At 71.8% G+C, this 26768-nt stretch carries 22 protein-coding genes and 1 tRNA gene; 16 read left to right on the forward strand and 7 right to left on the reverse strand.

Annotated elements, in window-relative coordinates; genetic code table 11:
• Nucleotides 1-168: 168 nt before the first annotated feature.
• The gene (locus ACFVYS_RS13855) at nucleotides 169-1800 is read right to left on the reverse strand and encodes a S1C family serine protease (RefSeq protein WP_389501813.1); all 1632 of its coding nucleotides are present in this window, start codon (nucleotides 1798-1800) and stop codon (nucleotides 169-171) included.
• Between the two features lie 281 nt (nucleotides 1801-2081).
• Between ACFVYS_RS13855 and ACFVYS_RS13860 the strand changes: the two genes are divergently transcribed.
• The 3 genes from ACFVYS_RS13860 (at nucleotide 2082) to ACFVYS_RS13870 (ending at nucleotide 4970) form a co-directional block, all read left to right on the forward strand.
• A complete protein-coding gene (locus ACFVYS_RS13860; protein ID WP_389501814.1) occupies nucleotides 2082-2918 on the forward strand; it encodes a glycerophosphodiester phosphodiesterase in 837 nt (278 codons plus the stop codon).
• Nucleotides 2919-3104: 186 nt separating this feature from the next.
• On the forward strand, nucleotides 3105-3743 hold the full coding sequence (locus ACFVYS_RS13865; RefSeq protein ID WP_389501816.1) for an ATP-binding protein: 639 nt from the start codon (nucleotides 3105-3107) through the stop codon (nucleotides 3741-3743).
• 261 nt (nucleotides 3744-4004) lie between these two features.
• Nucleotides 4005-4970: a DUF5926 family protein gene (locus ACFVYS_RS13870; RefSeq protein ID WP_389501818.1), complete on the forward strand. Its 966-nt coding sequence runs from the start codon at nucleotides 4005-4007 to the stop codon at nucleotides 4968-4970.
• 277 nt (nucleotides 4971-5247) lie between these two features.
• Here the strand turns inward: ACFVYS_RS13870 and ACFVYS_RS13875 are convergent, their stop codons facing one another.
• Nucleotides 5248-5802, reverse strand: a complete 555-nt coding sequence (locus ACFVYS_RS13875; protein WP_389501820.1) for a hypothetical protein — start codon at nucleotides 5800-5802, stop codon at nucleotides 5248-5250.
• A gap of 56 nt (nucleotides 5803-5858) precedes the next feature.
• Nucleotides 5859-6524: a bifunctional DNA primase/polymerase gene (locus ACFVYS_RS13880; RefSeq protein WP_020132756.1), complete on the reverse strand. Its 666-nt coding sequence runs from the start codon at nucleotides 6522-6524 to the stop codon at nucleotides 5859-5861.
• A 523-nt stretch (nucleotides 6525-7047) separates the two neighbouring features.
• On the opposite strand from ACFVYS_RS13880, the gene ACFVYS_RS13885 reads away from it, so the two are divergent.
• From ACFVYS_RS13885 to ACFVYS_RS13900, 4 genes are all read left to right on the forward strand, one after another.
• Nucleotides 7048-8583: a PP2C family protein-serine/threonine phosphatase gene (locus ACFVYS_RS13885; RefSeq protein WP_389502129.1), complete on the forward strand. Its 1536-nt coding sequence runs from the start codon at nucleotides 7048-7050 to the stop codon at nucleotides 8581-8583.
• Nucleotides 8584-8688: 105 nt separating this feature from the next.
• Complete coding sequence (locus tag ACFVYS_RS13890) at nucleotides 8689-10182, forward strand: aminopeptidase P family protein (protein ID WP_389501822.1); 1494 nt, start codon at nucleotides 8689-8691, stop codon at nucleotides 10180-10182.
• A 145-nt stretch (nucleotides 10183-10327) separates the two neighbouring features.
• A complete protein-coding gene (locus tag ACFVYS_RS13895) occupies nucleotides 10328-11695 on the forward strand; it encodes a PLP-dependent aminotransferase family protein (protein WP_389501824.1) in 1368 nt (455 codons plus the stop codon).
• 155 nt (nucleotides 11696-11850) lie between these two features.
• Nucleotides 11851-13068 (forward strand): MFS transporter, encoded by a 1218-nt coding sequence (locus ACFVYS_RS13900; protein ID WP_389501825.1) that lies wholly within the window; start codon nucleotides 11851-11853, stop codon nucleotides 13066-13068.
• Nucleotides 13069-13285: 217 nt separating this feature from the next.
• Here the strand turns inward: ACFVYS_RS13900 and ACFVYS_RS13905 are convergent, their stop codons facing one another.
• From ACFVYS_RS13905 to ACFVYS_RS13915, 3 genes are all read right to left on the reverse strand, one after another.
• Nucleotides 13286-14119, reverse strand: coding sequence for a triphosphoribosyl-dephospho-CoA synthase (locus ACFVYS_RS13905; protein ID WP_389501827.1), 834 nt, complete (start codon nucleotides 14117-14119; stop codon nucleotides 13286-13288).
• Nucleotides 14120-14128: 9 nt separating this feature from the next.
• On the reverse strand, nucleotides 14129-15076 hold the full coding sequence (locus ACFVYS_RS13910) for an intradiol ring-cleavage dioxygenase (RefSeq protein WP_389501828.1): 948 nt from the start codon (nucleotides 15074-15076) through the stop codon (nucleotides 14129-14131).
• 149 nt (nucleotides 15077-15225) lie between these two features.
• The gene (locus tag ACFVYS_RS13915) at nucleotides 15226-15687 is read right to left on the reverse strand and encodes an ATP-binding protein (protein WP_389501830.1); all 462 of its coding nucleotides are present in this window, start codon (nucleotides 15685-15687) and stop codon (nucleotides 15226-15228) included.
• A 242-nt stretch (nucleotides 15688-15929) separates the two neighbouring features.
• Here ACFVYS_RS13915 and ACFVYS_RS13920 point away from each other — a divergent pair, with 242 nt between their 5' ends.
• The 9 genes from ACFVYS_RS13920 (at nucleotide 15930) to ACFVYS_RS13960 (ending at nucleotide 25939) form a co-directional block, all read left to right on the forward strand.
• Entirely contained in the window at nucleotides 15930-16796 is an 867-nt protein-coding gene (locus tag ACFVYS_RS13920; RefSeq protein WP_389501831.1) for a hypothetical protein, read from the forward strand.
• Nucleotides 16797-16921: 125 nt separating this feature from the next.
• Complete coding sequence (locus tag ACFVYS_RS13925; RefSeq protein ID WP_389501833.1) at nucleotides 16922-17686, forward strand: YcnI family protein; 765 nt, start codon at nucleotides 16922-16924, stop codon at nucleotides 17684-17686.
• A gap of 140 nt (nucleotides 17687-17826) precedes the next feature.
• On the forward strand, nucleotides 17827-18477 hold the full coding sequence (locus ACFVYS_RS13930) for an SCO family protein (RefSeq protein ID WP_389501835.1): 651 nt from the start codon (nucleotides 17827-17829) through the stop codon (nucleotides 18475-18477).
• 8 nt (nucleotides 18478-18485) lie between these two features.
• On the forward strand, nucleotides 18486-18956 hold the full coding sequence (locus ACFVYS_RS13935) for a copper chaperone PCu(A)C (RefSeq protein WP_389501837.1): 471 nt from the start codon (nucleotides 18486-18488) through the stop codon (nucleotides 18954-18956).
• Between the two features lie 13 nt (nucleotides 18957-18969).
• Nucleotides 18970-20907, forward strand: a complete 1938-nt coding sequence (locus ACFVYS_RS13940; RefSeq protein WP_389501839.1) for a copper resistance CopC/CopD family protein — start codon at nucleotides 18970-18972, stop codon at nucleotides 20905-20907.
• Between the two features lie 8 nt (nucleotides 20908-20915).
• Nucleotides 20916-22223: an iron uptake transporter deferrochelatase/peroxidase subunit gene (efeB, locus tag ACFVYS_RS13945; RefSeq protein ID WP_389501841.1), complete on the forward strand. Its 1308-nt coding sequence runs from the start codon at nucleotides 20916-20918 to the stop codon at nucleotides 22221-22223.
• Between the two features lie 151 nt (nucleotides 22224-22374).
• Complete coding sequence (gene pheA, locus ACFVYS_RS13950; protein WP_327183971.1) at nucleotides 22375-23307, forward strand: prephenate dehydratase; 933 nt, start codon at nucleotides 22375-22377, stop codon at nucleotides 23305-23307.
• Nucleotides 23308-23858: 551 nt separating this feature from the next.
• Nucleotides 23859-25136 (forward strand): serine--tRNA ligase, encoded by a 1278-nt coding sequence (gene serS / locus ACFVYS_RS13955; RefSeq protein WP_389501843.1) that lies wholly within the window; start codon nucleotides 23859-23861, stop codon nucleotides 25134-25136.
• Nucleotides 25133-25939 (forward strand): HAD family hydrolase, encoded by an 807-nt coding sequence (locus tag ACFVYS_RS13960; protein ID WP_389501845.1) that lies wholly within the window; start codon nucleotides 25133-25135, stop codon nucleotides 25937-25939. Before serS ends, ACFVYS_RS13960 begins: the two co-directional genes overlap by 4 nt.
• A 654-nt stretch (nucleotides 25940-26593) precedes the next feature.
• Here the strand turns inward: ACFVYS_RS13960 and ACFVYS_RS13965 are convergent.
• Nucleotides 26594-26678 (reverse strand) — tRNA-Ser (locus ACFVYS_RS13965).
• Nucleotides 26679-26768: the final 90 nt, after the last annotated feature.

Consider the following 26768-nt stretch of genomic DNA (forward strand, 5'->3'; position numbering starts at 1 on the left):
GTCTGCCGGAAGCCACGCTTCCGGCAGACCGCCTCTTTCAGTGACCGTTCCCTCAGTGGCCGTTCCCTCAGTGACCGTTCCCGTAGGCCGCTAGGGCCGCACGCCCCGCGCCGTTCTTGATCGGCGGCGCGGGGACCGGAGCAACGGGTGGGCACGCGCGCGTGGGCGTCAGCTGTCGCCCTTGCGGGCGCCGAGGGTGAGGTCCACGGTGTGGGACTTGCCGTCGCGCTCGTAGGTGATCGTGACCTTGTCGCCGGGCTGGTGCGTCCAGATCTCGCCGATGAGGGTCGGGCCGCTGTCGATCACCATGTCGTCGAGCTTGACGATGACGTCGCCGGGCTTGAGGCCGGCCTGGGCCGCCGGGCCGCCCGACTCGACCGCGGAGGAGCCGCCCTCGGCCGTGTCGGTGATCTTCGCGCCCTCCGTGGAGTCCGCCAGGGAGACGGACGCGCCGATCTTGGCGTACACCGGCTCGCCGGTCTTGATCAGCTGCTGGGCGACATACCTGGCCTGGTTGATCGGGATGGCGAAGCCGAGGCCGATCGAGCCGGACTGGGTGGTGCCGCCCAGGCCGCCGCTGCCGGTGGACTGGATCGCGGAGTTGATGCCGATGACGTTGCCCGAGGCGTCCAGCAGCGGGCCGCCGGAGTTGCCCGGGTTGATCGAGGCGTCCGTCTGGAGGGCGCTCATGTAGGAGGCGGCGCTGCTGGTGCCGTCGCTGGAGGCCACCGGGCGGTTCTTCGCGCTGATGATGCCCGTCGTGACCGTGTTGGACAGGCCGAAGGGGGCTCCGATGGCGATCGTCGAGTCGCCGACCGCCACCTTGTCGGAGTCGCCGAGGGTGAGCGGCTTCAGGTCCGACGGGGCGTTCTTGAGCTTGATGACGGCGACGTCGTAGCCCTGGGCGTGCCCGACGACCTCGGCGTCGTACTTCTTGCCGTCCGGGAAGGTGGCCGTCACCTTGCCGCCGTCGACCGCGTCCGCGACGACGTGGTTGTTGGTGACGATGTGACCCTGGGTGTCGAAGACGAAGCCGGTGCCGGTGCCGCCCTCGCCGCTGCTGGACTCGGCCTGGATCGTGACCGTGCTGGGCAGCGCCTTGGCGGCGACCCCGGCGACCGTGCCCGGGTCGCGCTTGACGTCACCGCCGTTGGTGGAGGCGGAGACGGTCGTCGAGCCGGTGTCGTCGTCGTTCTTGGCCAGGGTGTAGCCGAGTCCGCCGCCCAGGCCGCCCGCCACCAGAGCGGCGACCAGGATCGCGGCGACGAGCCCGCCACGGCCACGGCCCGACTTGGGCGCGGGCTGCTGGTAGGAGGCACCCCAGACGGTCCCGGCGGGGCCACTGGGGCCACCGGGGCCGCTCGGGCCGCCGGCCACACCGGGGCCACCGGCTGCGACGTCGGCGGAGCCGGGGGTGCCGTACGCGTGCGTGCCGGCACCGGCGTCGGCGTAGAGGGGCGTCGCCGGGGCCGGGTTCGGCCAGTCGTCGGCGGCGGCCGGGGCTCCCTGCGGGGCCGGGGCGGCCTGCGGAGCGGCCGGCGGCGGCCAGTCGCCGTCGACCGGGGCCGGCGCTCCCTGCGGGGCGGTGGGCGGCGGCCAGTGGCCCTCGGGCGCACCCGCTGAGGCGTGACCGGCTTCCGGTGCCTGCGCGGGCGCCGCCGGGAGCGGAGTCGTGGGCGCGCCGGCGTCGGGCGCGGGCGCCTGCGGGGAGGCCGAGGGAGAATCCACCGGCACGGGAGGTGCGGACGGGGCCGGGGGTACCTGGGTGCCCTCGTTCTTGCCCTCGTTCTCGGTGCTCACAGCTCTTCTCCTCGATCCACGGCTGTTGTCGTCGGTCGCACTGGGTCACGCTCGTCGGCGCTTGTCGCGCTTTCGCGCGCTTTGTCGTCGACCCCGCGCGCTGAAGCTGTGCATGTGCTTTTGTACGTCTCAGCTTTTCCCACGGGCCGTCAGAGCACCATAAGCGGTGGCTGTGGGTCCTTGGCCATTCCTTATATAGGTCATTACGCACAATAAGTGCGCATCATCGAAACATCTCAGAGGGTTCTCAGACGACCGGGCGCCGATGGCACCATGACGCGGTGACCCACGCACGGCAGCACCACATTCAAGTCGTCGCCCACCGCGGGGCTTCCGAGGAGGCCCCCGAGCACACCCTGGCCGCGTACAAGAAGGCGATCGAGGACGGTGCGGACGCCCTCGAGTGCGATGTACGGCTGACCGCGGACGGCCATCTCGTCTGCGTACACGACCGTCGCGTCAACCGTACGTCGAACGGCCGCGGGGCGGTCTCCGCCCTGGAGCTCGCCGACCTCGCGGCGCTGGACTTCGGCTCCTGGAAGACACGGGAGGCCCGCGAGGCCTGGCACACGCGCGAGGAGGACCCCGACTGGGAGGTCCGGCCCGAGGACCGCGAGGAGACCTCCGTCCTGACCCTGGAGCGGCTGCTGGAGCTCGTCTCCGACGCGGGGCGCCGGGTGGAGCTGGCCATCGAGACCAAGCATCCGACGCGCTGGGCCGGACAGGTGGAGGAGCGGCTGCTGGTGCTGCTGAAGCGGTTCGGCCTGGACGCGCCGGCCTCGGCGGCCGAGTCCCCGGTACGGATCATGAGCTTCTCGGCCCGCTCGCTGCATCGCGTGCGTGCCGCCGCGCCCACGGTGCCGACGGTCTACCTGATGCAGTTCGTCTCGCCCCGGCTGCGCGACGGGCGGCTGCCCGCGGGGGTCGGGATCGCCGGCCCCTCGATCCGGATCGTGCGCAACCATCCGGCGTACATCGAGCGCCTGAAGGCGGCCGGTCACCAGGTGCACGTGTGGACCGTGAACGAGACGGAGGACGTCGACCTCTGCGTCGAGCTGGGCATCGACGCCATCATCACCAACCGCCCGGGCGAGGTGCTGCGACGGCTGGGCCGCTGAGCCGACGGCTGAGCCGTGCCCCGCGGAAGTCACAGAAGTCACAGAAGCCCCGTCCATACCTCTTGACCCCACAGCGCCGTTACAGCATCCTCCGTTCTCAGCCATACCGTTCAATTTTAGCCACTCACTGACAGGCCCCTCACAGGGAGTGCTCCGGCGCGTTCAGTCCGTGTTCGATCAGGACGAATGCGTCGCCGGGGCCGCATTGGCCGGTTTCCGGTACAGGCCAATGGGGCATCCACACCGTGGCGTGGGGCGAAGGAGGTCTCGGGGGTGGCGTTGGTGGTGGCACAGGAGGTGCCCGCGTCGTCGAGCATGGCCGTACCCCATGGCCCTGCGGGCGTGGGTAATGCGAGACACCGCATGCGCGATCAGTTGCGCACCGGCGGGGTGTCGGAATCGGTCATCGACGACGCCGTACTGATCCTTTCCGAACTTTTGAGCAATGCGTGCAAGCACGGCAGGCCACTGGGCGACGCTTTGTCCGGGGACGGCGACGTCCGGGCCGCATGGCGTGTCGATCAGGGTGGCCGCCTGGTGGTCGAGGTGACCGACGGCGGCGGCCCGACCCGTCCGGCCCCGGCCACCCCCTCCGTCACCGCGCACGGCGGCCGCGGGCTCAACATCATCACGGCGCTGGCCGACGACTGGGGCGTCCGGGACGACGCCCGCGGCGAGGTCACGGTGTGGGTCGTCGTCCACGCGGACGTCTACGACCCCGACGCGGGCTGCCGGCGCGACGACTTCGCCTCCCGGGTCGCGGCCCCCTCGGTCGCCACGATGCCCGGCCTGGACTTCGCGGACGCGTTCGACGACCTGGACTAGACCGGAGACAGTCGGAACGGTCGCCAGACCGGCCGGAGACGCTCGGAACGGTCGCCCAAACAGCCGTAGCCGGTCGGAGTGAGCCGCCGAAGGCAGCCGGAGACGGTCGGAGCGAGTCGCCGACGGGGCCGGGAAGATCCGCGGGGCCGGCGCGGTGATCGTCGTCCACAGCCCCCGCGTCGTCCACAGGTTCCCGTGACGGAGCGTACGAACGGCTAGGCTCCCGCCGTACCAGACGAGCCGTAACCGGGAGACACCCAGATGGCCAAGAAGCGCCCCCAGACGAAGGCCAAGCGGCCGCAGCCCACCGACGCGGACATCCCGGTCGTCGGCGCACGGGAGCCCTGCCCGTGCGGCAGCGGCCGCCGCTACAAGGCCTGTCACGGCCGGGCCGCCGCACATGCCGTGACCGAGCTGGTGCAGCGCCCCTTCGAGGGCCTGCCGGGCGAGGGCGACTGGGTGGCGCTGCGTGAGTTGGTGCCGGCCGCCACGGTCGAGCTGCCGCTCAAGGGCGGTCTGCCCGAGGGCGTCCCGTCCGTCACGCTCGCCACGGTGCTGCCGATGGCCTGGCCGGCGCTGCGCCGCGACGACGGCTCGGTGCTGCTCGGCCTGCAGAACGACACGCCGTCGGGCGACATCAGCCGCGACCTGGCCGACACCCTGCGGCGGGCCCTGGACGCCGACCCCGGCACTCCGGTGCAGGCGCGCCGCGCGCCGGCCGACGGTCCGCGGATGCAGGATCTGCTCGACACCGAAGGCGTGTTCGAGCCAGTTGTGCACAGCGGTTTCGAGTTCTGGGTCCCGGACCCGGAGAACGCCGCGCCGGAGGTGGCCGCCTCCCTGGAGCGCGCCAACGCCGCGGCGATCCCGACCGTGAAGCTCACCGGTGTGGACGCCGCGTACTGGTGCGAGACGCCGGAGAAGAACCACCTGCGCTGGGTCATGCCGTATCCGGAGGAGCGGCTTTTGGACGCCCTCGCGCGGCTGCACGCGGCGGGCCGTTCGAGCCTCGGCGAGGGCACGCGCCTGGTCGGCTCCTTCCGGGCGCACGGTCTGACGGTGCCGGTCTGGGACCTGCCGAGCGCCGTCACGGCGGACGACGTGGAGAAGCCGGCGGCCGAGTTCGCCGAGCGGCTCGCCACCGCCCTGGTCTCGGATGCCCCGCTCACGGCCGACGAGCGCCGCGCGCGGGGCGGTCTGACCAACCGACAGGTGACGCTCAGCTGACGCACGGATCCGGACCCCGGCCGAACTGACCGACCGGTCAGCACCCCTTGCGCCGGCGGGTGGCGTGACTCCGCTCACAACTCCCGTCCGCTCAGGGCGAGTCGGCGTGAGAAGCGCCGTTTCGCCGGTGTCCGGAATACCGATGAAAACAAGAGATCGAATTTGCGTAGAGCAGATCTCTTGTTACCGTTCGAGTTGCCCGGTTGCTGATGCATCCCCCGTCGTCAGCAACCGGGTCTTTTCATGTCCGGCGCCGTTTACAGGGTTCGGTCGCACGTCAACTGCCCGCATCCGCCTTGGAGTTGCTCCCGGAGCGCAGCAGCAGCGGTCCGTCGCCGGTCGCTCGCGCGAACTCCGCGACCGCCGTGTACGCCGCCAGTTCGCCCCGGGTCCGTTCATGGGGTGTCTCGCAGGATTCCGGCTCGTCCTCGGCCGCCACGGCGCAGCGCGTCCGCACGGTGCGCCCCTCGGGCCCCATGAGGCTCAGGAAGGCGTCCAGGGCGCGTCCGGTGGCGTTGCGGTAGTAGGTGCGCGCCCAGCTGTCGTCACCCTGGGACAGCACGCAGGTCTGCGCCTCCACGCCGTCGGGGGAGGCGAGTTCGGGGCCGCAGCGGGCGGCGGTGGCCAGCCCCAGGCCGAGCAGCAGCGGGGACCGGGAGGCTTCGACGGGCGGCGCCTTCGGATCCGTGCCGCCGGGGCCACGGGTATCGGCCAGTTCGACCGCGCCGGCCGTACGCCCTTCGTCGCCGACCTGCCCCGCGGACGCCATGGCCAGGGGCAGCGCGATCGCGCCTGCCACGGCGCCCACGAGGGCGAGGAGACGAAGGTTCATGTAGCGGAAGATAGAGGGCGAACGCCGGTGTCCTGTCCGGCGCGCGCCCGACACCCCTACAACTCGGGTGCGCTCACACCCGTACGAGTGAGGGCGTCGACGACGGCGTCCACCACGGCCTCGACGTCGGGCACCCAGGGCGAGGCCGAACCGGGCAGCGGGGCGCGCTCCCACCGGATGTCGCCGCGGCCCGTCTCGGACGGCGGCAGGGCGATGTAGCCGCCCTCGCCGTGGAAGCGGAGGGAGCCGGGCACGAAGTCCTTGGCGTAGAGCAGCTCACCCAGCTGCTCCATCGTGTACGGCCGGACGAGGATCGACCAGCGGGTGGGCGAGGCTACGACCGGGCCGAGGCGGATGCCCTGCCGGTCGAGCGCCACGAGCGCCCGCGAGGCCGCGAGTGCGGGGAGGCTGACCGCGCAGGGGGCCGTGCCCCCGGTGGCCAGGATGATCGGTGCGGTCGGCCGGTTGGTCCACCACCAGCGCACCATGCGCGCCTCGGTGGTGGCCGCGAGCAGGCCGGGGTCGAAGGGGTGAGCACCGGGGACCGTGCACTCCGGGTCGGGACAGCCACAGCGGGAACGCCCCTGCGGGTCCGCCGTCACGCCCGGGAGGACGGGCCACTGCCATTCCGTCGCGAAGGTCAGGGCCGAGTCGATCAACTCAGGTCCTCTGTCGCTGGACTGGGACAGGAGCCTGCGTCGCTTTCCGAGGATCTCGCGCATGAGCGCTCGTTCCTTTCCGTTGCACCGCTGGCAACACCGTGGGCCACATCACATCATGTGTCGATCACTTCACTGTGCGTACCTGTTGGCGCATCACACCCCTGTACGAGACAAGGGGAACCCCTCAGGGTCGAGCGGTGGCTGCTTCCGCGGCCACTCCGTCCGACTTGCATCCATCTAATGCTGGGCGTGGCGTGGGGTGGCGAAGTCTGGCGTTTACCGTCGCGCGTATTTCTCTCCGCCTCCGCCACGGGAGGATGGGGCACGGTCGTCGATGACTATGACGCCCGGGCCGGTCACCAGGTTCCGGAAGGCTCCCTACGAGCTCCCGACGACACCTGGCCCTTACCGAGTACGTACCCATCACGACCGCTGTGACGCTCCGTGGAGCAAGCCCAGTCGACCGCAATCACCCGTTACCCGAGGCATTTTTAAGCCAACTTTACAATTCCGCAAGGGAGCCGGAAGAACTGTGCCCGATTCTCCCAAAGAGCCCACGGACACCAGCAAGCCCAGCAGGACAATGCTGGACATCCCCTTACGAGTGCGTGTACATGTGGAGACACCGCTAGCGGCGCAGAATGACATGGGGGTTTGCGATGCTTTTGAGCAATACGCTCCGGTCCGAGAGCCGGACGCCATGAACGCCCCTCACCCTCCGAAAGTGGCTGGAATCGATTCAACGGTTCCCTCGCCCGCACACACTGTCGCGCCCGCGCCCGCCACCTCGGGCGCCCCGACGGTCCCTGCCGCCCCCACCAGCGCATCCGGCTCCACCGGCCCGGGCGCCCTCCTGACCGACCGGCTCGCCGGCTGGGTCTCCGATCTCACCACCCTTCACGAACTCACCGAACGCCTGGCCCGTACGGACACGCTGCCGGAGACCCTCCAGGAAATGCTGCACGCCGGAGCCGCCCTCGTGGGCGCCCGGCGCGGTCTCGTCGTCCTCGAGCCCGCCGACCGGCTCGGGCCGGACACCATGATCGGACTGGGCCTCGGCCGCGCCGATCTCGGCCATATCGAGACCGTGCCGCGCAGTGCCCTGTCCTACGGCCGCATCCTCGAGGGGCTGCCCGGCGGCGAGGGGGAGATCGCCGAGCCCGACCTGTTCGCCGAGGACGGCATGGACCCCCGTCACCGGGAGGTGGCCGCCCGCCTCGGCTACGCCGCCAGCTACGCGCTGCCCCTGAAGACGGACGGCGCTCCCGGCCGCCTGGGCGCGGCCGTATGGCTCTACGACGAGCCCGCCGAGCCGGACGAGCGTCAGCGCCACCTGATCGGCCTGTACGTCCGGTACGCCGCCGAGCACCTGGCGCGGCTCCTGGAGCTCGAACGCACCCGCGCGTGCATGAAGACGATGGCCGAGGAGCTGCTGCCCTCCCGGCTGCCGCGCGTGCCCGGCGTCCAGCTCGCCGCCCGGCATCACAGCGGCCCGCGCGGGGGAGGCGACTGGTACGACGCGCTGCCGCTGCCGGACGCCGCGCTGGGCCTCGCCGTCGGATCCGTCACCGGGTCCGGGCCGAGCGCGGTCGCCGCGATGGGCCGACTGCGCGCCTCCTTGCGGGCGTACGCCGTGATGGAGGGCGAGGACCCCGTCGCCGTCCTGTCCGACCTGGAGCTGCTGCTGCGGCTGACCGAGCCGGCCCGGTCCGCCACCGCCCTGTTCGCCTACTGCGAACCCGCCCTGCGCAAGATCACTCTGGCCGGCGCCGGGCACTGCCCGCCGCTGCTGGTCGGCGAGCGGCGCACGGAGTTCGTCGAGACCTCCGTCTCCGCCCCGCTGGGCATGCTGGCCTGCTGGGAGGCGCCGAGCGTCGAGATGGAGGCCGAACCGGGCGAGACGGTGCTGCTCTACACGGACGGCCTGCTGCACCGCACCGGCGAGCCCGTCGACCGTGCCTTCGCCCGGCTGCACGCGGCCGCCGCGGGGGTTCCCAGACCGCTGCGGCACGACCCGGGCGCGATCGCCGACCACGTGCTGCGCACCCTCCTGCCGGACGGCGCGGCCGAGCGGGACAGCGACGAGGACGTGGTGCTGCTGGCGGCCCGCTTCGAGTAGCGCAGCGGTGACATCGGGTGACCGGCCCGGCAACAGGTCCGTCGGCCCTGGACCCCCTTACGTACGTCCGTACGATGGAGGGGGTCCAGTGCCGTATCAAGGAGGATGACCGTGGCCGACGAGCTCACCCCGGCTGTGCCGGACGACGCTGCTACCGCAGCGGGCCCGGAGACTGAGTCCGAGGAGCCCATCAAGCAGCGGAAGAACGGCCTGTACCCAGGCGTCTCCGACGAGCTGGCCGAGAGCATGAAGTCCGGCTGGGCCGACACGGAACTGCGTGACCTGGAGCCGATCGCCCAGGCCGCCGAGACCGCCGCCCGCCGCGCCGCGCTCTCCGCGCGCTTCCCGGGCGAGCGCCTGGTGGTTCCCGCGGGCAACCTGAAGACCCGCTCGAACGACACGGAATACGCCTTCCGCGCCTCCGTCGAGTACGCGTACCTCACCGGCAACCAGACGGAGGACGGCGTCCTCGTACTGGAGCCCGTCGCCGACGGCCACAAGGCCACCATCTACCTGCTGCCGCGCTCCGACCGCGAGAACGGCGAGTTCTGGCTGTCCGGCCAGGGCGAGCTGTGGGTCGGCCGCAGGCACTCGCTCACCGAGGCGGAGCGGCTGTACGGCATCCCGGCCTCCGACGTGCGCGAGCTGGCGGACAAGCTGCGCGAGGCCACCGGCCCGGTGCGGGTCGTGCGCGGCCATGACGCGGGCATCGAGGCGGCCCTGACCGACAAGGTCACCGCCGAGCGCGACGCGGAACTGCGCGTCTTCCTCTCCGAGGCCCGCCTCGTCAAGGACGACTTCGAGATCGGCGAGCTGCAGAAGGCCGTCGACTCGACGGTCCGCGGCTTCGAGGACGTCGTGAAGGTCCTGGACAAGGCCGAGGCGACGAGCGAGCGCTACATCGAGGGCACGTTCTTCCTCCGCGCGCGCGTGGAGGGCAACGACATCGGCTACGGCACCATCGCCGCCGCCGGTCCGCACGCCTGCACGCTGCACTGGGTGCGCAACGACGGCCCGGTCCGCTCCGGCGACCTGCTGCTGCTCGACGCGGGCGTCGAGACCCACACGTACTACACCGCCGACGTCACGCGCACGCTGCCGGTCAACGGCCGTTACAGCGAGATCCAGAAGAAGATCTACGACGCCGTGTACGACGCCCAGGAGGCCGGTATCGAGGCCGTCAAGCCGGGCGGCAAGTACCGCGACTTCCACGACGCCGCGCAGCGCGTGCTGACCGAGCGGCTCGTCGAGTGGGGCCTGGTCGAGGGCCCGGTCGAGCGTGTCCTGGAGCTCGGCCTCCAGCGCCGCTGGACGCTGCACGGCACCGGTCACATGCTCGGCATGGACGTCCACGACTGCGCCGCCGCGCGCGTGGAGTCGTACGTCGACGGGACGCTGGAGCCGGGCATGGTGCTGACGGTCGAGCCCGGTCTGTACTTCCAGGCCGACGATCTGACGGTGCCCGAGGAGTACCGGGGGATCGGCGTCCGGATCGAGGACGACATCCTCGTCACGCAGGACGGCAACCGGAACCTGTCGGACGGCCTGCCGCGCCGCTCGGACGAGGTCGAGGCGTGGATGGCTTCGCTGAAGGGCTGACACATTCGCTGATCGATGGCCGGGTACTGGTGGGTACCCGGCCATTCACCTGTCCAGGAGGACTTCTGTCCGGGGGCGCTGCCGTCCGGGGGGCTTCCGTCCAGAGGGACTTCCGTCCAGGGGCGCTTCTGTCTAGGGGGACTGCGTGAACGACTTCTGGTCCGGTGTCGGCGTCGACCTGCACCTGGAACCGGATGCCGCCGAAGGGCGGCGGGCCGGGCTGGAACGGGCTCTGCGGGACGCCGTGCGGGAGGGGCGGCTAGCGCCCGGCAGCCGGTTGCCGGCCACCCGGCGGCTCGCGGCCGAGACCGGCATCTCGCGCAACACGGTGAAGGCCGCCTACGACCAGCTGGTCGCCGAGGGCTATCTGACGGCGCGGCAGGGCTCGGGCACCCGGGTCGCGGCCCTGCCGTCCGACGCCGCCGAACCGCCGGGCGCCGCCGCACGCGCGCGTGAGCCGCGTTTCGACCTGCGGCCCGGGAGCCCGGACGTCGGGGCGTTCCCGGCCGCGGCCTGGCTCCGCGCGCTGCGCCGCGCCATCGCGACGGCGCCCTCACTGGCGTACGACTACGGCGACCCGCGCGGCCGCATCGAACTGCGCACCGCGCTCTCGGGCTATCTGGGGCGGGCGCGGGGCGTCATCGCGCCGCCCGAGCGGATCGTGATCACCTCCGGGTACGTGCAGGGCCTCGCGCTCCTCACGCGCGTGCTGGGCGGCGCCGGGATCGCGATGGAGGACCCCGGGCTGCCCTTCCACCGCGAGGTCGTACGACGCAACGGCGGGACCGTGACGCCGGTACCGGTGGACGAGCGCGGGGTACGCGTCGGGGAACTCGGCGACGCCGGAGCCGTGGTCGTCACGCCCGCGCACCAGTACCCGACCGGTGTGACGCTGCACCCGGGGCGGCGGCGGGCGCTCACGGAGTGGGCACGCGCGCGTGACGGGCTGATCGTCGAGGACGACTACGACGGGGAGTTCCGCTACGACCGGCAGCCGGTCGGCGCGCTCCAGGGGATGGCGCCCGGCCAGGTCGTGTATCTGGGCACCGCCTCCAAGACGCTCGGGCCCGCGCTGCGGCTCGGCTGGATGGTGCTGCCGCCGCAGCTGGTGGACGCGGTCGCCGACGCCAAGCTGCACAGCGACCACCACACCGAGTCCATCGGGCAGCTCGCGCTGACCGAGCTGATCCACAGCCACGCCTACGACCGGCACGTACGCGCGTGCCGGCTGCGCTACCGCCGCCGCAGGGACCTGCTCCTGGAACGGGTGGGCACGGACCGGGGCGTGCGCGGCATCGCGGCCGGGCTGCACGCGCTGGTGGAGGTCGGCGACGAGGCGGAGGTGCTGGCGCGGGCGGAGGCGGAGGGGCTCGCGGTGGGCCGGCTGGGCGAGCACTGGCACACTCCCGGCCCGGGACGCCCGCAGGGGTTGGTCGTGGGGTACGGCACGCCCCGCGAGCGGCTGTATCCGGAGGCCCTGGACGCGCTGACGAAGGTGCTGGGCCGGGACTGACCGGAGCGGGTCCCGACCGGACCCGAGCGGACCCGAGCGGGACCGGGCCATGATCGGTCGGATCGGACGCACCATGATCGGAACGGAATTGGGCCAGTTTCACGACCCCTGATTGGTGCTGTCGAGCGGCCCACTGCGGCTCTAGCGTCATCGGTATGTCGAAGACTCGCCCACGGCGGCTGCTCGCGCTCGCCCAGTTGAGCAACTCGGTCGGGGACGGCGCGTACTACACGACGTCGGCCCTGTACTTCACTCAGGTGATCGGTCTCGGCCCCGCGCACGTGGGGCTCGGGCTCACCCTCGGGTGGGCGGTCGGCTCGCTGGCCGGGGTGCCGCTGGGGCGACTGGCCGACCGGCGCGGGGCGCGCGGGACGGCGGTGCTGCTGGCCCTCGCGACCGGGCTCGCGGTGGCGTCCTTCACCCTCGTACGCGGGTTCGTGCCGTTCGTGCTCGTGGCGTGCGGATACGCGGCCGCGCAGTCGGGGCTCGCGGCGGCCCGGCAGGCCCTGCTGGCCGGGCTGGTGCCCGCCGGGGAGCGGACCGGGCTGCTCGCGCGGCTCCAGGCGACCCTGAACGCGGGTCTGGCGGTGGGCGCCGGCCTCGGCGGGCTCGCGCTGAACGCCGGGACACGGGAGGCGTACCTCGGGGTGTTCGTGGTCGACGCGGTGAGCTTCCTGGTGTGCGCGGCACTGCTCGCCGGGCTGCCCCGGGTGGCGCCCGGAAAGGTCCGGCCGCGCGGGAGCGGCCTGGGTGTGCTGCGGGACCGGCCGTACGCCCTGGTGGCGCTCCTGAACACCGTGCTGCTGCTGCGGATGCCGTTGCTCAGTCTGGTGCTGCCGCTGTGGATCACCGAGCGGACCGGGGCGCCCGCCTGGCTGGTCTCCGCGCTGTTCGTGCTCAACACCGCCGTGGTGACGGTGTTCCAGGTGCGGGCGGCGCGTGGCGTGACGGGACTGGCGAGCGCCACGCGCGCGGTGCGTCGGGCGGGCTGGGTGATGTGCGCCGCGTGCGCGGTGTTCGCCCTGTCCGCGGGTGCCTCGCCCTGGGTGGCGGCGGGCGTGCTGGTGCTGGGGTCGGTGCTTCAGGTGGTCGCGGAGATGGGGCAGTCCGCGGGCTCCTGGCAGCTCTCCTTCGACCTGGCGCCGGCCGACCGGGTCGGCGAGTACCAGGGGTTGTTCGGCACCGGCGTCACGGTGGCCCGCACCCTCGGTCCGCTGGTCCTGACCTGGCTGCTGGTCGAGTGGGGCACACCGGGCTGGCTGCTGCTGGGCGCGGCGATGGTCGCGGCGTCCTACGCGATGGGCCCGGCGGCCCGGAGGGCCGCGGCCGTCCGGACGACCGAGCACTCGGCCGCGTTGGTCCCGGCGGGCTGACGGCGCCGCACTCCCCTCAGCACGCTTGAGCACGCCCTGAGGCGGCCCGGAACACGCCCTGAGCACGCCCGGAGCACGCCCTGAGCCGGCCCGCAGAGCACCGCCGCCCTCACCCCTCGCCGCCGTCACCCCTCGCCGCCGTCACCCCTCGCCGCCGTCACCGCTCACCGCTCACCGGTCACCGGTCACCGGTCACCGTCGTTCGTCGTCGTCCGGCTCAAGCCGCCCGGGTGAGTGCGGTGACCGGTAGGGAGTCCACGAAAAGTGCGCCCGCCAGGAGGCCCGCGCTGCCGCGTGGGCTCCACGCGCGCGTGTGGAGGTCGGTGTCGAGGTCGGTCAGGGCCGCGCGGCCGGCCGGGGTCGCCGTTCCGCCCGCCTCCAGGATGCCGCGGGCACCGGCCTGCACATGACGCAGCCCCAGCGGGCCCGCGGTGTGCAGGAGTTCGGTGTCCTGGAGGGTGGACATGACGGTGAGCAGGGCGTCGAGCCGTGCCTCGGGCTCGTCCGCGCCGGCCGAGCGGGCCGCGGCGAGCGCGTCCAGGGCCCGCCGTACGTGCGGGAACCCGGCGCGTGCCTCGCCACGGGCGCCGGCCGCGCCGTACTTCGCCGAGACCGTCGCGCCCCGCGAGGGCCGCCGTGGAGCGGCCCGGTCGGGATGGGCGGCGATCCGCTTGGCGGTCGCGGCGACCTCGACGCCCCGCGCGCGGGTGTCGAGGGCGGCCGCCGCGACCAGCAGGCCGAGCGTCCACAGCGCACCCCGGTGCCCGCCCCCGGCCAGGCCCACCGAGTGTTCGGTGCACCTTCCGATCGCGCCCAGCTCCGCGCGGAGCCGGGGCGTGGGTTCGCCGGTGCGGCGGGCGGCCGCGGCCATCGCCGCGAGGCCGGGTGCGAGCGCCTTGGCCGACCAGCGCAGCCCGCAGTGGTCCTTGCGGGTGACGCGGGCGGCCAGGTCACGTGGGTCGGGCAGGCCCGGCTTGGGAGCCAGGGCCAGTTGCCCCGTCAGCGCGGCCACCGCGGCCTGCGCGAGCGCCTCGTCCTCACGGCTTGTCATGTCCCGACCCTATGAGGAGGCGGAGGCCGACGGGGCGTCGCTCGGCGGGGTGCCCGTCGGGGCGTCGCTCGGGGCGCCGCTGGGGGGCGTACCGCCGCCGCCTCCGCCGCCGCCCGCGCCGGTGTTCTCGGCGTCGGGGTCGACACCCAGGGTGATGGAGCCCTTGTAGCCCTTGGAGGGGTCGGCCTTGTGCACGGCCTTCAGGGTCAGCAGGCCGCTGGAGGTGCCGCCGCCGTCGTAGACCATGTCGTTGTCGAGGGTGGTGTAGCTGCCGGAGTGCTTGGAGTAGGGCTCCAGGGTGAAGATCTCCTCGGCGGCGGCGTCGGGGAAGAAGAGCTGGCCGGTGTAGTTGACCTTGCCGCCCTCGTAGGTGCCGTCCTCCTTCTGGCCGCCCGTGTGCACCTTGAGGTGGATGTGGCAGGTGCGCGGGGTGTACCAGCCCGGGAAGATCGTCTCGAACTTGACGACCCCGTTGGCGTTGGCGATCTGGTAGCCACGCAGGTAGGTGTCGTCGTCGGCGGTGGAGCCGTCCTCGCTCTCCGCCGGGGCCGAACCGCCGGGGTTGGCGGTCGTGTAGCCGGAGTAGTAACCCCAGGCGTCGCAGTGCCAGATCTCGACAGCGGCTCCGGAGACCGGCGTGCAGCCGTCGGTGGCGTCGACGACGGTGAGGCGCAGGGTCAGCGGCACACCGTTCTTGCCCTCGGTGATGTCCTTGCGCACCAAGGCACCGTCGAGGTAGTAGGGCCCTTCCGTGACGCTCGTCATCAGCGTCATACAGCTGCTGCTCGTGGAGGTCGAGGCGGCGGACGCCGACGCGCTCGCCCCGTCGTCCGCGGCCGTGTCGGCGAAGGCCGACTGGTACCCGGCGACGGCGAGTCCGCCGGCCGCGACCGTGCCGCCGGTCACCGCGAGGGCGCGGCGCCGCGTGATGGTGGAGTCTTTGTGGTTTCCCGTCATGGACATGAACGTAGGAACGCCACCAGTCAGCGACATGGGGGAACGCTGAGAGCGACCTGTGAGTGCTGAGAAAGCTGAACTCCCGCTCCCCGAGGGCTCCTACCGGCCCTGACCGGCCAAGATCGGCGACCGTACGGCCTGATGGACGGTCAGACGGCCATCAGGGGAGCGTCCTTGCGCCACTTGAGGATCTTGTCGAAGCTGACCACCGCACCGCTGCGTCCCGGCATGTTGCCGATGTGGACGTGGTCGGCGAGTTCCTGAATGAGGTAGAGGCCGCGGCCGTGCTCGGCGTAGGTGTCGCCGTGCGCGGAGCGGTCGACGCGGGGGGTGCGCCCGCGGGCGAAACCCGGCCCCGAGTCGGCGACTTCGATGCGGCACTTCTCGCCGTCGAGGTAGGCGGTGACGCGGTACGCCTCCGAACAGCCGCCGCGCGCGGCTCCCCCGCCGTGCTCGACGGCGTTGGCACAGGCTTCGCTCAGGGCGACGGAAAGGTCGTAACAGACGTCGGGATCGACGCCCGCCGTCTCCATGGTGCCGAGCAGCAGGCGGCGGGCGAGCGGAACGCTCGCGGCATCGCGCCGCAGATGGAGTGACCACCAGATGCTCATGCTCCAGCCTCCAGGCCGCGGCTCGACATACCGATACGTATTGCCCCTCAAGGCCCTGTGTAAGCGCGAATTCCACGTGATGCCGCCCATATGGGGGATGCCTGCGGCCCTGAAATCGGTGTATGTGGGACTCAGGGTCATCAGTCGCACCAGTCCTAACAGAAGGTGATCTTCCGCATCGTACGGAATCTTGTGGACCTGCCGTATGGCCGCGGTGAAGCCAGTGCGATGATGACCCCGCCATGACTGCCCCCCACAGCGAGCGCTCAGGTCGCGATCTACGGCTGCTGCGGTCCGCGGTGTTCGCCGCGGTCTGCGTCGTGCTGGCCGCGGCCGGGCACACCATGGCCTCGTGCGCCACGGTTCCGCTGTGGACGCTGGGCGCGGGATTCCTGGGCGCCCTCGCGGTCGTGGTGCCGTTCGCCGGACGCGAGCGGTCACTGCCGGGCATAGCGGTACTGCTCGCGGTCGGACAGACCGTGCTGCACACGCTGTTCGGACTCGGCCAGCACACCGCCTCCGTCACTGCCGCCGCCTCCACCACGGCGTCGGCCATGTCCGACGCCACGCTCGTCGAACGGGCGGCCCGGCTGGTGTGCGGGGCCGCCGCGGCGCCGATCAGCCCCGCCCAGGCCCAGCGGATCCTCGTCGACGCGCGGCTCTACACGAGCGGCGCCGGCCACACCGCCGGGGGCGGTACGGACATGAGCGGCATGAGCGGGATGGGTTCCGCGCATCATCCCGCGGATGCCCTGACCACCGCCGGCACGTCGATGTCCCTGCTGCCGTCCCTGCCCATGCTGCTCGGCCACGTCCTCGCGGCCGTCGCCGCCGGATGGCTGCTGCGACGCGGTGACACGGCCGTGCTGCGGCTGCTCGCCCTGTCGGCCCACGGCGTCGCCGAGGGGGCGCTCGTACGCTCCCTGCGCGGGGCGCTCGCACTGGTGCGCGCCCTGCTCGCCGGGCTGCCCGCCGCGCCCGGGGCGGGACCGCGCGTCCCGCGCACCGCCCTGCTCGCGGAGGCGCCCGCGCCCCGGACCGCCGCACTCCAGCACTCGGTGATCAGGCGCGGTCCGCCGGACGTATCCCTCCTCGTCCTCGCTGCCTGACACGACACGACCAGCACTCCACACCCGGGGGGAACGGCCGCCGTCGTGCGGCACGCGCGTGTGCGCACATCCGTGCCCACGCCTCTCCCACCCGCAGATTCACTCAGAGTGGAGTGCTCGCTTTCATGAAGGCCTCTCGTATCGCCTCCCGCGTCGCCGCCGCCGCTGCCGTCGCCGGTTCCGCCGTTCTCGTCCTGTCCTCGCCCGCCTTCGCGCACGTCAGCGTCGCCGCCGAGGGCACCGCCGCCAAGGGCGGCTACGCGGTCGTCGACTTCAAGGTTCCCAACGAGCGGGACAACGCCTCGACCACCAAGCTCGAGGTCGCCTTCCCGACCGACCACCCGCTGGCCTCCGCGATGCCGGAGCCGATCAACGGCTGGAAGATCGTGGTCACCAAGTCGAAGCTCGCCAAGCCCATCGAGCTGCACGGCAAGCAGATCTCCGAGGCCGTCTCCAAGATCACCTGGACCGCCACCGGCAAGGGCATCGAGGCCGGTTACTTCCAGAAGTTCCCGGTCTCCGTCGGCGCGCTCCCCGAGGACGCCGACGAGCTCGTCTTCAAGGCGATCCAGACGTACTCCAACAAGGAGGTCGTGCGCTGGATCGAGGTCCAGGAGGACGGCGCCGAGGAGCCGGAGAACCCGGCCCCGGTGCTCGCCCTGGCCGCCGCCTCCGAGGACGAGCACTCCCACGGCACGACCGCCGAGGACGCCTCCGACGAGTCCGCCGACGACGCCAAGGCGGCCGCCTCGACGACCGAGGCGGCCTCCGACTCGGACAGCAGTGACACGACCGCCCGGGTCCTCGGCGTGGTCGGCATCGTCGTCGGCGCCGCCGGTGTGGCGTACGGCGTGCTCGCCGGCCGCCGTCGGACCACGACCGAGGCCTGAGCCGCACCCCCCGCGTCGGGCGGCCGCCGTCGCCCGACGCCTGCTTCTCGACGGCGCGCACCGGGCCGTACGCCCTGTCGTACAGCCCGACCCGTACCCCCCGGTGCGCGCCGGAGTTCACACATCTGGGACATTTTTCTATGCGCAAGAAGACGTTCGCCGTGGCCGCGCTGCTCGCCGCCGCCACCCTCACCCTCTCCGCCTGCGGCAGCGGCGACAGCGGCAGCAGCCCCGTCGCCGCCGTCTCCGAGGACGGCAAGCAGCAGGCCGCGACCGTGCTCGACCAGCCCTTCCCCAAGCCCGACCTGGTCCTCACCGACACCCAGGGCAAGAGCTACGACCTCCGCAAGCAGACCGCGGGCCACCCGACGCTGATCTACTTCGGCTACACCAACTGCCCGGACGTCTGCCCGCTGACGATGAGCAACATCGCCGTCGCCAAGAAGCAGCTGTCCCAGGCCGAGCAGGACGAACTGCGCGTCGTGTTCGTCACCACCGACCCGGACCGTGACACCCCGGCCGCGCTCGGCAAGTGGCTCAAGGGCATCGACCCACAGGTCGTCGGCCTGACCGGGAAGTTCGCGACGATCCAGGCCGCCGCCCGCACCGTCGGCATCTCCGTCGAGGCACCGCACAAGGACAAGAACGGCAAGATCGTCTCCACCCACGGCACCCAGGTCGTCGCCTTCTCCCCGAAGACCGACGGGGGATACCTCCTGTACGGCGAGGATGCCGACGTCGACGACTACACCAAGGACCTCCCCAAGATCCTCAAGGGCGCGAACCCGTGAGGCGTGTGATGCCCGCCGGGCCCGTGCGGCTGTTCGCCGTACCCATCGCTGTGATCACCGGGACGGTACTGCTGCTCACGGGGTGCGGATCGGACTCCGGCGGGCGGGCCGAACTGTCCGTCCGGGCCGCCTACATCCCGCAGCCCGTCTCCGACACCATGGCCGCCGGTTTCCTGACCATCGTCAACAACGGCGGTACGAAGGACGAGCTGACCTCCGTCACGAGCACCGCCGCGGGCAGCGTCACCCTCCACGAGACCGTCGGGTCCTCCATGGAGGAGGTCACGTCCCTGGACGTGCCCGCGCACGGTCAACTCGTCTTCAAGAGCGGCGGAAACCATCTGATGTTCGAGAAGCTGAAGAGCAAGCCGGTGCGGGGCGGGACGGTGACCGTCGAGCTGCACTTCGCCGCGTCCGACCCCGTCGAGGTCGAGATGCCGGTGGAGTCCGCCACGTACACCCCGAACACCGGCCACTGAGGGAGGGACCACCTTGACGCAGACCATCGCCCCCCGCGTCCGGATGCTCGTGCTGCTGTTCCTGGCGGTCACCGGTGCGCTCCTGGCCGGCGCCGGGCCCGCAGCCGCGCACGCCGCGCTGACCGGCAGCGACCCCGCACAGGGGGTGGTGGTCGACAAGGCGCCCACACAGGTGACGCTGACCTTCTCCGAGACCGTTTCGATGAACGACGACTCGCTGCGCGTCCTGGACCCCAAGGGCGCCCGGGTCGACACCGGCAAACCGTCCGAGGTCAGCGGCACGACCTACGCCGTGCAACTGCACTCCGGGCTGCCCGACGGCACCTACACGGTGACCTACCAGGTGGTGTCGGCCGACAGTCATCCCGTCGCCGGCGCCTACACCTTCTCCATCGGCTCCCCCTCCGCGACCAGCGTCTCGGTGTCCGACCAGAAGGCCGGCGGAGGTGTCGTCGGCTGGCTCTACGGCTTCGGCCGGTACGCGTCGTACGCCGGGTTCATCGTGATGACCGGCGGGGCCGCCTTCGTGCTCGCCTGCTGGCAGCGCGGCACCGGGGTACGGGTCCTGCAGCGGCTCGTCGTCACCGGCTGGGTCGCGATGACCGCGGCCACCCTGTTCCTGCTTCTCCTGCGCGGCTCCTACACCAGCTCCGGCAAGCTCGGCGACGTCTTCGACCTCGAGCTCCTCGGGGAGGTCCTGCAGACCAAGACGGGCGCGGCCCTGGTGTCGCGACTGCTGCTGCTCGCCGCGGCCGCGCTGTTCATCGCCGTGCTCTTCGGCGCGTACGACAAGCGCGAGGGCGAGGAGAAGCGGGACCTGACCTTCGGGCTCGCCATCGGCGGAACCGTCGTGGCCGCCGGACTCGCGGCCAGCTGGGCCATGGCCGAGCACGCCTCGACCGGACTCCAGCCGGGCATCGCCATGCCGGTCGACGTGCTGCACCTGCTGGCGGTCGCGACCTGGCTCGGTGGACTCACCGCGCTCCTCGTCGCCCTGTACCGGGCGCCCGCCGACCGACCCGTCGAGGCCCCCGCCGCGCGCCGGTTCTCCCGGCTGGCCCTCGGCAGCGTCTCCGTCGTGGTCGCCACCGGCACCTACCAGTCCTGGCGCCAGCTCGGCTCCTGGTCCGCCTTCACCGACACCCGCTACGGCCAACTGCTGCTCCTCAAGATCGGGCTCGTGGCGCTGCTCGTCGGCGTCGCGTGGATCTCGCGGCGGTGGACGGCACGGCTGGCGGACACGACGAACGAGGAAGCGGTACGGAAGTCCGCACCCGAGAAGGAGCGCGTCACGACGTCGGCCGGGACCGCCGACACCGCCCAGCAGACGTCCGGCGACGCCAAGCCCGGCTCCGGAAGCGCCAAGCGGGCCGCTCAGCTCGCCCGGCAGCAGGCCGCCGTCGACGCCACCCGGCAGAAGCGGCTGCGGGACTCCGACACCCACCGCTCCGGCCTGCGCCGCTCGGTGCTCGCCGAGGCCGGCGTCGCCGTCGTGGTGCTCGCCGTCACCACCGTCCTGACGTCGACCGAACCCGGCCGTACGGAACAGGACGCCGCCGCGGCCAACCGGGCCTCGTCCTCCTCGTCCTCCGCGGGGGACTCCGCGTCGGGTGCCCTGACGCTGGACATGTCGTTCGACACCGGCGGCACGGACGGCAAGGGCGTGGTCAGCGTCGACCTCGACCCCGCGCGCACCGGCGCCAACGAGATGCACGTCTATGTGACCCGGCCCAACGGCCGCGCCTTCGACGTGCCCGAGGTCAAGGTCGCCTTCACCCTCGAGGCCAAGGACATCGGGCCGTTGCCGGTCGTCCCCGACCACATCACCACCGGCCACTGGTCGGCCAACGGGGTGCAGATCCCCATGGCCGGCGAGTGGGAGATCTCCGTGACCGTGCGGACCTCCGACATCGACCAGGTGACCGTCTCCAAGAACGCGCAGATCGGCTGAACCGCACCATGCCCGACCAGTCCATTCCGCAGTCCCTCCCCGAGGCCCGGCCTCCCGTGGATGCAGCAGAAGGGGTCTCCTCGGAAACCCCCGCCCCCGAGGGGCTGACGCGGCGCAGGCTGCTCGGCACCGCCGGCGCCACCGGGCTCGCGCTCGGTGCGGCCGGCGGGGCCGTCGGCTACACGGCCGCCCCCTCGCAGGCGACTCCGCTGTCCTCGATCGGCGCCGACGAGGCGATGTTCCACGTGAAACATCAGCCGGGCATCACCCAGGGCCTCCAGGCCCGCGGCCATCTCGTCGCCTTCGACCTCGCGGCCGGCGCGAGCCGGAAAGAGGCCGCCGCACTGCTGCGCCGCTGGTCGGAGACGGCCCGGCGGCTGATGGCGGGCGAGGCCGCCGCCACCGACGACACCGACGTGGCCCGGGACGCGGGACCCTCCTCGCTGACGGTCACCTTCGGCTTCGGCAACAGCTTCTTCGCCCGCACCGGCCTGGAGAAGCAGCGCCCGGTCGCCCTGGACCCGCTCCCCGACTTCTCCTCCGACCACCTCGACAAGACACGCAGCAACGGCGACCTCTGGGTACAGATCGGCGCGAACGACGCCCTGGTCGCCTTTCACGCCCTGCGCGCGATCCAGAAGGACGCGGGCACAGCGGCCAGGGTCCGCTGGCAGATGAACGGCTTCAACCGGACGCCGGGCGCCACCGCCCACCCCATGACGGCCCGCAACCTGATGGGCCAGCTGGACGGCACCCGCAACCCCAAGCCGGCCGACCCGGACTTCGACCAGCGCATCTTCGTCCCGTCGGACAGCGCCAAGGACCCCGCTTGGATGGCCGACGGCTCCTACGCCGTCGTACGCCGTATCCGCATGCTCCTCGACGACTGGGAGAAGCTGCCGGTCACGGCTCAGGAACAGGTCATCGGGCGCCGCAAATCCGACGGGGCCGCGCTGTCCGGCGGCGCCGAGACGACCGCGATGGACCTGGAGAAGACCGACGCGAACGGCGATCTCGTCGTCCCCATCAACGCGCACGCCCGCATCACCCGCCCCGATCAGAACGGCGGAGCGGCCATGCTGCGGCGGCCCTTCTCCTACCACGACGGCATCGACCCGGACGGCACCCCGGACGCGGGCCTGCTGTTCGTCTGCTGGCAGGCGGACCCGCTGCGCGGCTTCGTCACCGTGCAGCGCAAGCTGGACCGCGGCGACGCCCTGTCGAAGTACATCCGCCACGAGTCGAGCGGCCTGTTCGCGGTACCGGGCGGGGCGGCGGAGGGCGAGTACGTGGGACAGCGCCTGCTGGAGGCGTGAGGCCCGGGGAGCCGGGGAGCCCATGCGGCCGGGGCACCCGGAAGCCGGGAGTCCGGGAGCGGGAAATTACCTCCTCGGGTGGATTCATCCCTGCGTGGGGCTGTCTTGAGACACGTACTCCTGCTTCGGCAAGGGCCATTAGGGTGAGGTCATGCCAGCGAGCTATGCGTATCTCGGCCCCGAGGGCACCTTCACGGAGGTCGCCCTGCGCACGCTTCCGGAGGCGGCCACCCGGCAGCTGATCCCGTACGTCTCGGTGCAGTCCGCCCTGGACGCGGTGCGCACCGGCGAGGCCGAGGCCGCCTTCGTGCCCATCGAGAACTCCGTCGAGGGCGGGATCACCACGACCCTGGACGAGCTGGTCGCGGGCACACCGCTGATGATCTACCGCGAGGTGCTGCTGTCGATCACCTTCGCGCTGCTGGTCCGGCCCGGTACGCAGCTCACGGACATCAAGACGGTCTCCGCGCATCCGGCCGCGCAGCCGCAGGTGCGCAACTGGCTGAAGGCGAACCTGCCGGAAGCCGCCTGGGAGTCGGCCGCCTCGAACGCGGACGCGGCCCGGCTGGTCCAGGAGGGCCGTTACGACGCCGCCTTCGCGGGCGAGTTCGCGGCCGCCCGGTACGGGCTGACCGCCCTGGAGACCGAGATCCACGACGCCGAGAACGCCCAGACCCGGTTCGTGCTGGTGGGCAGGCCCGCCCGGCCCGCGGCACCGACCGGCGCGGACAAGACGTCCGTCGTCCTGTGGCAGCGCGACGACCACCCCGGTGGCCTGCGCGACCTGCTGGGCGAGTTCGCCACCCGGGGCGTCAACCTCATGCTGCTCCAGTCCCGCCCGACCGGCGCCGGTATCGGCAACTACTGCTTCTGCATCGACGCCGAGGGGCACATCTCCGACCGTCGGATGGCCGAAGCCCTCATGGGGCTGAAGCGGATCTGCCGTGAGGTGCGCTTCCTGGGCTCGTACCCGCGTGCGGAAGTGAACGTGGCGGATGTGGCGGCTCCGCTGCGCGGGACCTCGGACGGGGAGTTCGTGGCGGCGGCGGACTGGGTGGCGCGCTGCCAGGACGGCCGGTTCTAGGAGCCGTTCCGGCCGGTCCTATCTGCACATCTTCGTTATCCACAGAAGTTATCCACAGGCCTGGTTCTCGACCTGGGGACAAGTCGACAACGAACCGTCATCCAGTCGACAAATCGCCCTACAGCACCCCACGGTGACCCTCACCCGCCGGGTCACCCTTCGTCCACCTGTTTCCTTCGATCAATCCTTTGGGGCGACCCATTTCCACCCGAAAGTGGGTCGGAGCCAGGTTTGGGCAAGGAATTACCTACCCCGTACAGCCGTATCGGAATGATCAATTCCAATGTCCACAGATCTTTCGCACACCCTGTGGATAACTATTCGGGAAGTGCGGACACCTGTGGACAACAGCTCCCCCAAGTCCCGGCTCCCGCAAGGGAATCGGGTCAACGAGACGCCCGCCACATGCCCCGTCCCAGGGAGTGAGACACTTTTTATTGACACGTTGGGCAATTCACTCATAACGGAACGTAAGCCATGATTCGGAACGGGCCGCGCACCGTACGGAATGGTGTCGTGAGCCGCAACCCCGCACGGGTAGCCTTGACCGCGTGATTGACCTTCGCCTGCTCCGTGAGGACCCCGACCGTGCGCGCGCTTCCCAGCGCGCCCGTGGAGAGGACGTCGCGCTCGTCGACTCCCTCCTGTCCGCCGACGAGCGACGCAGGTCGTCCGGCGTCCGCTTCGACGAGCTGCGCGCCGAGCAGAAGTCGCTCGGCAAGCTCATCCCCAAGGCCTCCGCGGACGAGAAGGCCGAGCTGCTGAAGAAGGCGAGCCAGCTCGCCGCCGACGTCAAGGTGGCCGACGCCGAGCGCGACGCCGCCGACGCCGAGACCCAGGAGCTGCTGCAGCGCCTCGGCAACCTCGTGCACCCCGACGTGCCCGTGGGCGGCGAGGAGGACTTCGTCACCCTCGAGACGCACGGCACGATCCGCGACTTCGGCGCCGAGGGCTTCGCACCCAAGGACCACCTGGAGCTCGGCCAGATCCTCGGCGCGATCGACGTCGAGCGCGGCGCGAAGGTCTCCGGCTCCCGCTTCTACTTCCTCACCGGCGTCGGCGCCCTGCTCGAGCTGGCCCTGGTCAACGCGGCGATCGCGCAGGCCACGGCCGCCGGCTTCACGCCGATGCTCACCCCGGCGCTGGTCCGCCCCCAGTCCATGGCCGGTACCGGCTTCCTCGGGCAGGCGGCCCAGGACGTCTACCACCTCGACAAGGACGACCTCTACCTGGTCGGCACCTCCGAGGTCCCGCTCGCCGCGTACCACATGGACGAGATCATCGACGCGGACAAGCTGCCGCTGCGCTACGCGGGCTTCTCGCCCTGCTTCCGCCGCGAGGCCGGTTCGCACGGCAAGGACACCAAGGGCATCTTCCGTGTCCACCAGTTCGACAAGGTCGAGATGTTCTCGTACGTCAGGCCCGAGGACTCGCAGGCCGAGCACCAGCGTCTGCTGGCGTGGGAGAAGCAGTGGCTGTCCTCCCTGGAGCTGCCGTTCCGGGTCATCGACGTCGCCTCCGGTGACCTCGGCTCCTCGGCCGCCCGCAAGTTCGACTGCGAGGCGTGGATCCCGACCCAGGGCAAGTACCGCGAGCTGACCTCGACCTCGGACTGCACCGAGTTCCAGTCCCGCCGGCTGTCGATCCGGTTCCGTGAGGGCAAGCAGGTCCGCCCGCTGGCCACGCTCAACGGCACGCTCTGCGCCGTCCCGCGCACGATCGTCGCGATCCTGGAGAACCACCAGCAGCCCGACGGTTCCGTGTACGTGCCCGAGGTGCTGCGCCCGTACCTCGGCGGCCGGGAGATCCTGGAGCCGGTGGCCAAGTGACCGCCGCGTTCCCCTACCGCCTGGTCGCGACCGACCTCGACGGGACGCTGCTGCGCTCCGACGACTCGATCTCGCAGCGCACCCGTGACGCCCTCGCCGCGGCCACCGCGGCGGGCGCGGCGCACATCGTGGTGACGGGCCGCGGGGTTCCGTGGACCCGGCACATCCTCGACGACCTCGGTTACGACGGCCTCGCGGTCTGCGGCCAGGGCGCCCAGGTCTACGACGCCGGCGCGCACCGCCTGCTGACCTCGGTGACCCTGGACCGGCAGCTGGCCGGTGTGGCGCTGGCCAAGATCGAGGCGGAGGTCGGCCCGCTGTACCTGGCGGCCAGCCGTGACGGCCTGGACGGGGACGTGCTGGTCGGCCCCGGTTACGCGGTCACCGGCGCCCTGCCGTCGACGCCGTTCACGGACGCGTCCGACCTCTGGTCCGCCCCGCTGAGCAAGATCTACATACAGCATCCCGAGCTGTCGGACGACGAGCTGGCCGCGGCGGCCCGGCGGGCCGCGGGCGGCTTCGTCACCGTCGCGATGGCCGGCGCGGGCATCGTGGAACTGCTCCCCCTTGGCCTCTCCAAGGCCACGGGCCTCTCCCTGGCGGCCCGTCGCCTCGGCCTGAAGGCCGCCGACACGATCGCTTTCGGCGACATGCCCAACGACATCCCGATGTTCGCCTGGGCGTCCCACGGCGTAGCCATGGCCAACGCCCACGAGGAACTGAAGGCCGTGGCAGACGAGGTAACCACCTCGAACGACGAGGACGGCATCGCCGTAACCCTGGAAGGCATGCTGGCCGCATAGGCGGTACGGGCCCGCATGGATGGAGGGAAGCGAAAGCTGCTTCCCTCCCCCGCCAGGCCAAGGCTCTGGGGAGCCCCACGAAAACACGCCGCCAATGCGCCGACCACCCCGGGCGACCAACGACACGGAACCCCGAGAACGCGTGCCCACCCCGACCACCCCAGGCGGCAGGCCACAGGCCGCAGAAACACCGAGCCGCGAGCACGGGGGCGCGCCGATCGCCGCAGGCAACCAGGAGCACGGGCACGCGGGGCGCGATCGCCGTAAGCGACCAGGGGCGCAACGGGCGGCCGATCGCCGCAGACAACCAGGGACGCAGGGCCGCGACAGGCGGCCGATCCCCGCAGACAACCAGGGACGCGGGGACGCGGCAGGCGGCCGATCGCCGCAGGCGCTCAGGGACGCGGAGGCACGACGGGCGGTAGTTCGCCGCAGGCGTCCAGGAGCACAGGGACGCGGGGCGCGATCGCCGTAAGCGACCAGGGACGCAGGGCCGCAACGGGCGGCCGATCGCCGCAGCGATCAGGGGCGCGGGGAACTGCGCGACCAGCCACGACGGACCCGCACCCGCACTCCACCGGCACAAGGCCCACGCGCCGGCGCCAAGCCGCGCCCCCCGCACAACTCCTGCCCAGTCCCAGTGACAACGCCTCGCGGAGGATGCACGGATCGAACGTGCGCGGGGTTGCCCCCGACCACGGCTTAGCAAGCCGGTGCCTTGCCTCTCGGCCAATCCTCCGGGTGGGCGGCCCACGCGAGAGCGACAATCGCGTGCTCGAAGCGGCCGCCCCGGGCAGCTCCCCTGTACGGAACGGGTTCGACGGAGGGC

The organism is Streptomyces sp. NPDC058295 (genome assembly GCF_042880655.1).
Lineage (GTDB): Bacteria > Actinomycetota > Actinomycetes > Streptomycetales > Streptomycetaceae > Streptomyces > Streptomyces coriariae.

Coding starts and splice junctions, on each gene's coding strand:
- ACFVYS_RS13885 (WP_389502129.1), top strand. CDS start 7,048: ATGCTGGACATCCCCTTACGAGTGCGTGTACATGTGGAGACACCGCTA.
- ACFVYS_RS13930 (WP_389501835.1), top strand. CDS start 17,827: ATGCGCAAGAAGACGTTCGCCGTGGCCGCGCTGCTCGCCGCCGCCACC.
- ACFVYS_RS13920 (WP_389501831.1), top strand. CDS start 15,930: ATGACTGCCCCCCACAGCGAGCGCTCAGGTCGCGATCTACGGCTGCTG.
- ACFVYS_RS13935 (WP_389501837.1), top strand. CDS start 18,486: ATGCCCGCCGGGCCCGTGCGGCTGTTCGCCGTACCCATCGCTGTGATC.
- ACFVYS_RS13875 (WP_389501820.1), bottom strand. CDS start 5,802: ATGAACCTTCGTCTCCTCGCCCTCGTGGGCGCCGTGGCAGGCGCGATC.
- ACFVYS_RS13915 (WP_389501830.1), bottom strand. CDS start 15,687: ATGAGCATCTGGTGGTCACTCCATCTGCGGCGCGATGCCGCGAGCGTT.
- ACFVYS_RS13890 (WP_389501822.1), top strand. CDS start 8,689: ATGACCGTGGCCGACGAGCTCACCCCGGCTGTGCCGGACGACGCTGCT.
- ACFVYS_RS13900 (WP_389501825.1), top strand. CDS start 11,851: ATGTCGAAGACTCGCCCACGGCGGCTGCTCGCGCTCGCCCAGTTGAGC.
- ACFVYS_RS13865 (WP_389501816.1), top strand. CDS start 3,105: ATGCGTCGCCGGGGCCGCATTGGCCGGTTTCCGGTACAGGCCAATGGG.
- efeB (WP_389501841.1), top strand. CDS start 20,916: ATGCCCGACCAGTCCATTCCGCAGTCCCTCCCCGAGGCCCGGCCTCCC.
- ACFVYS_RS13910 (WP_389501828.1), bottom strand. CDS start 15,076: ATGACGGGAAACCACAAAGACTCCACCATCACGCGGCGCCGCGCCCTC.
- ACFVYS_RS13870 (WP_389501818.1), top strand. CDS start 4,005: ATGGCCAAGAAGCGCCCCCAGACGAAGGCCAAGCGGCCGCAGCCCACC.
- ACFVYS_RS13925 (WP_389501833.1), top strand. CDS start 16,922: ATGAAGGCCTCTCGTATCGCCTCCCGCGTCGCCGCCGCCGCTGCCGTC.
- pheA (WP_327183971.1), top strand. CDS start 22,375: ATGCCAGCGAGCTATGCGTATCTCGGCCCCGAGGGCACCTTCACGGAG.
- ACFVYS_RS13880 (WP_020132756.1), bottom strand. CDS start 6,524: ATGCGCGAGATCCTCGGAAAGCGACGCAGGCTCCTGTCCCAGTCCAGC.
- ACFVYS_RS13905 (WP_389501827.1), bottom strand. CDS start 14,119: ATGACAAGCCGTGAGGACGAGGCGCTCGCGCAGGCCGCGGTGGCCGCG.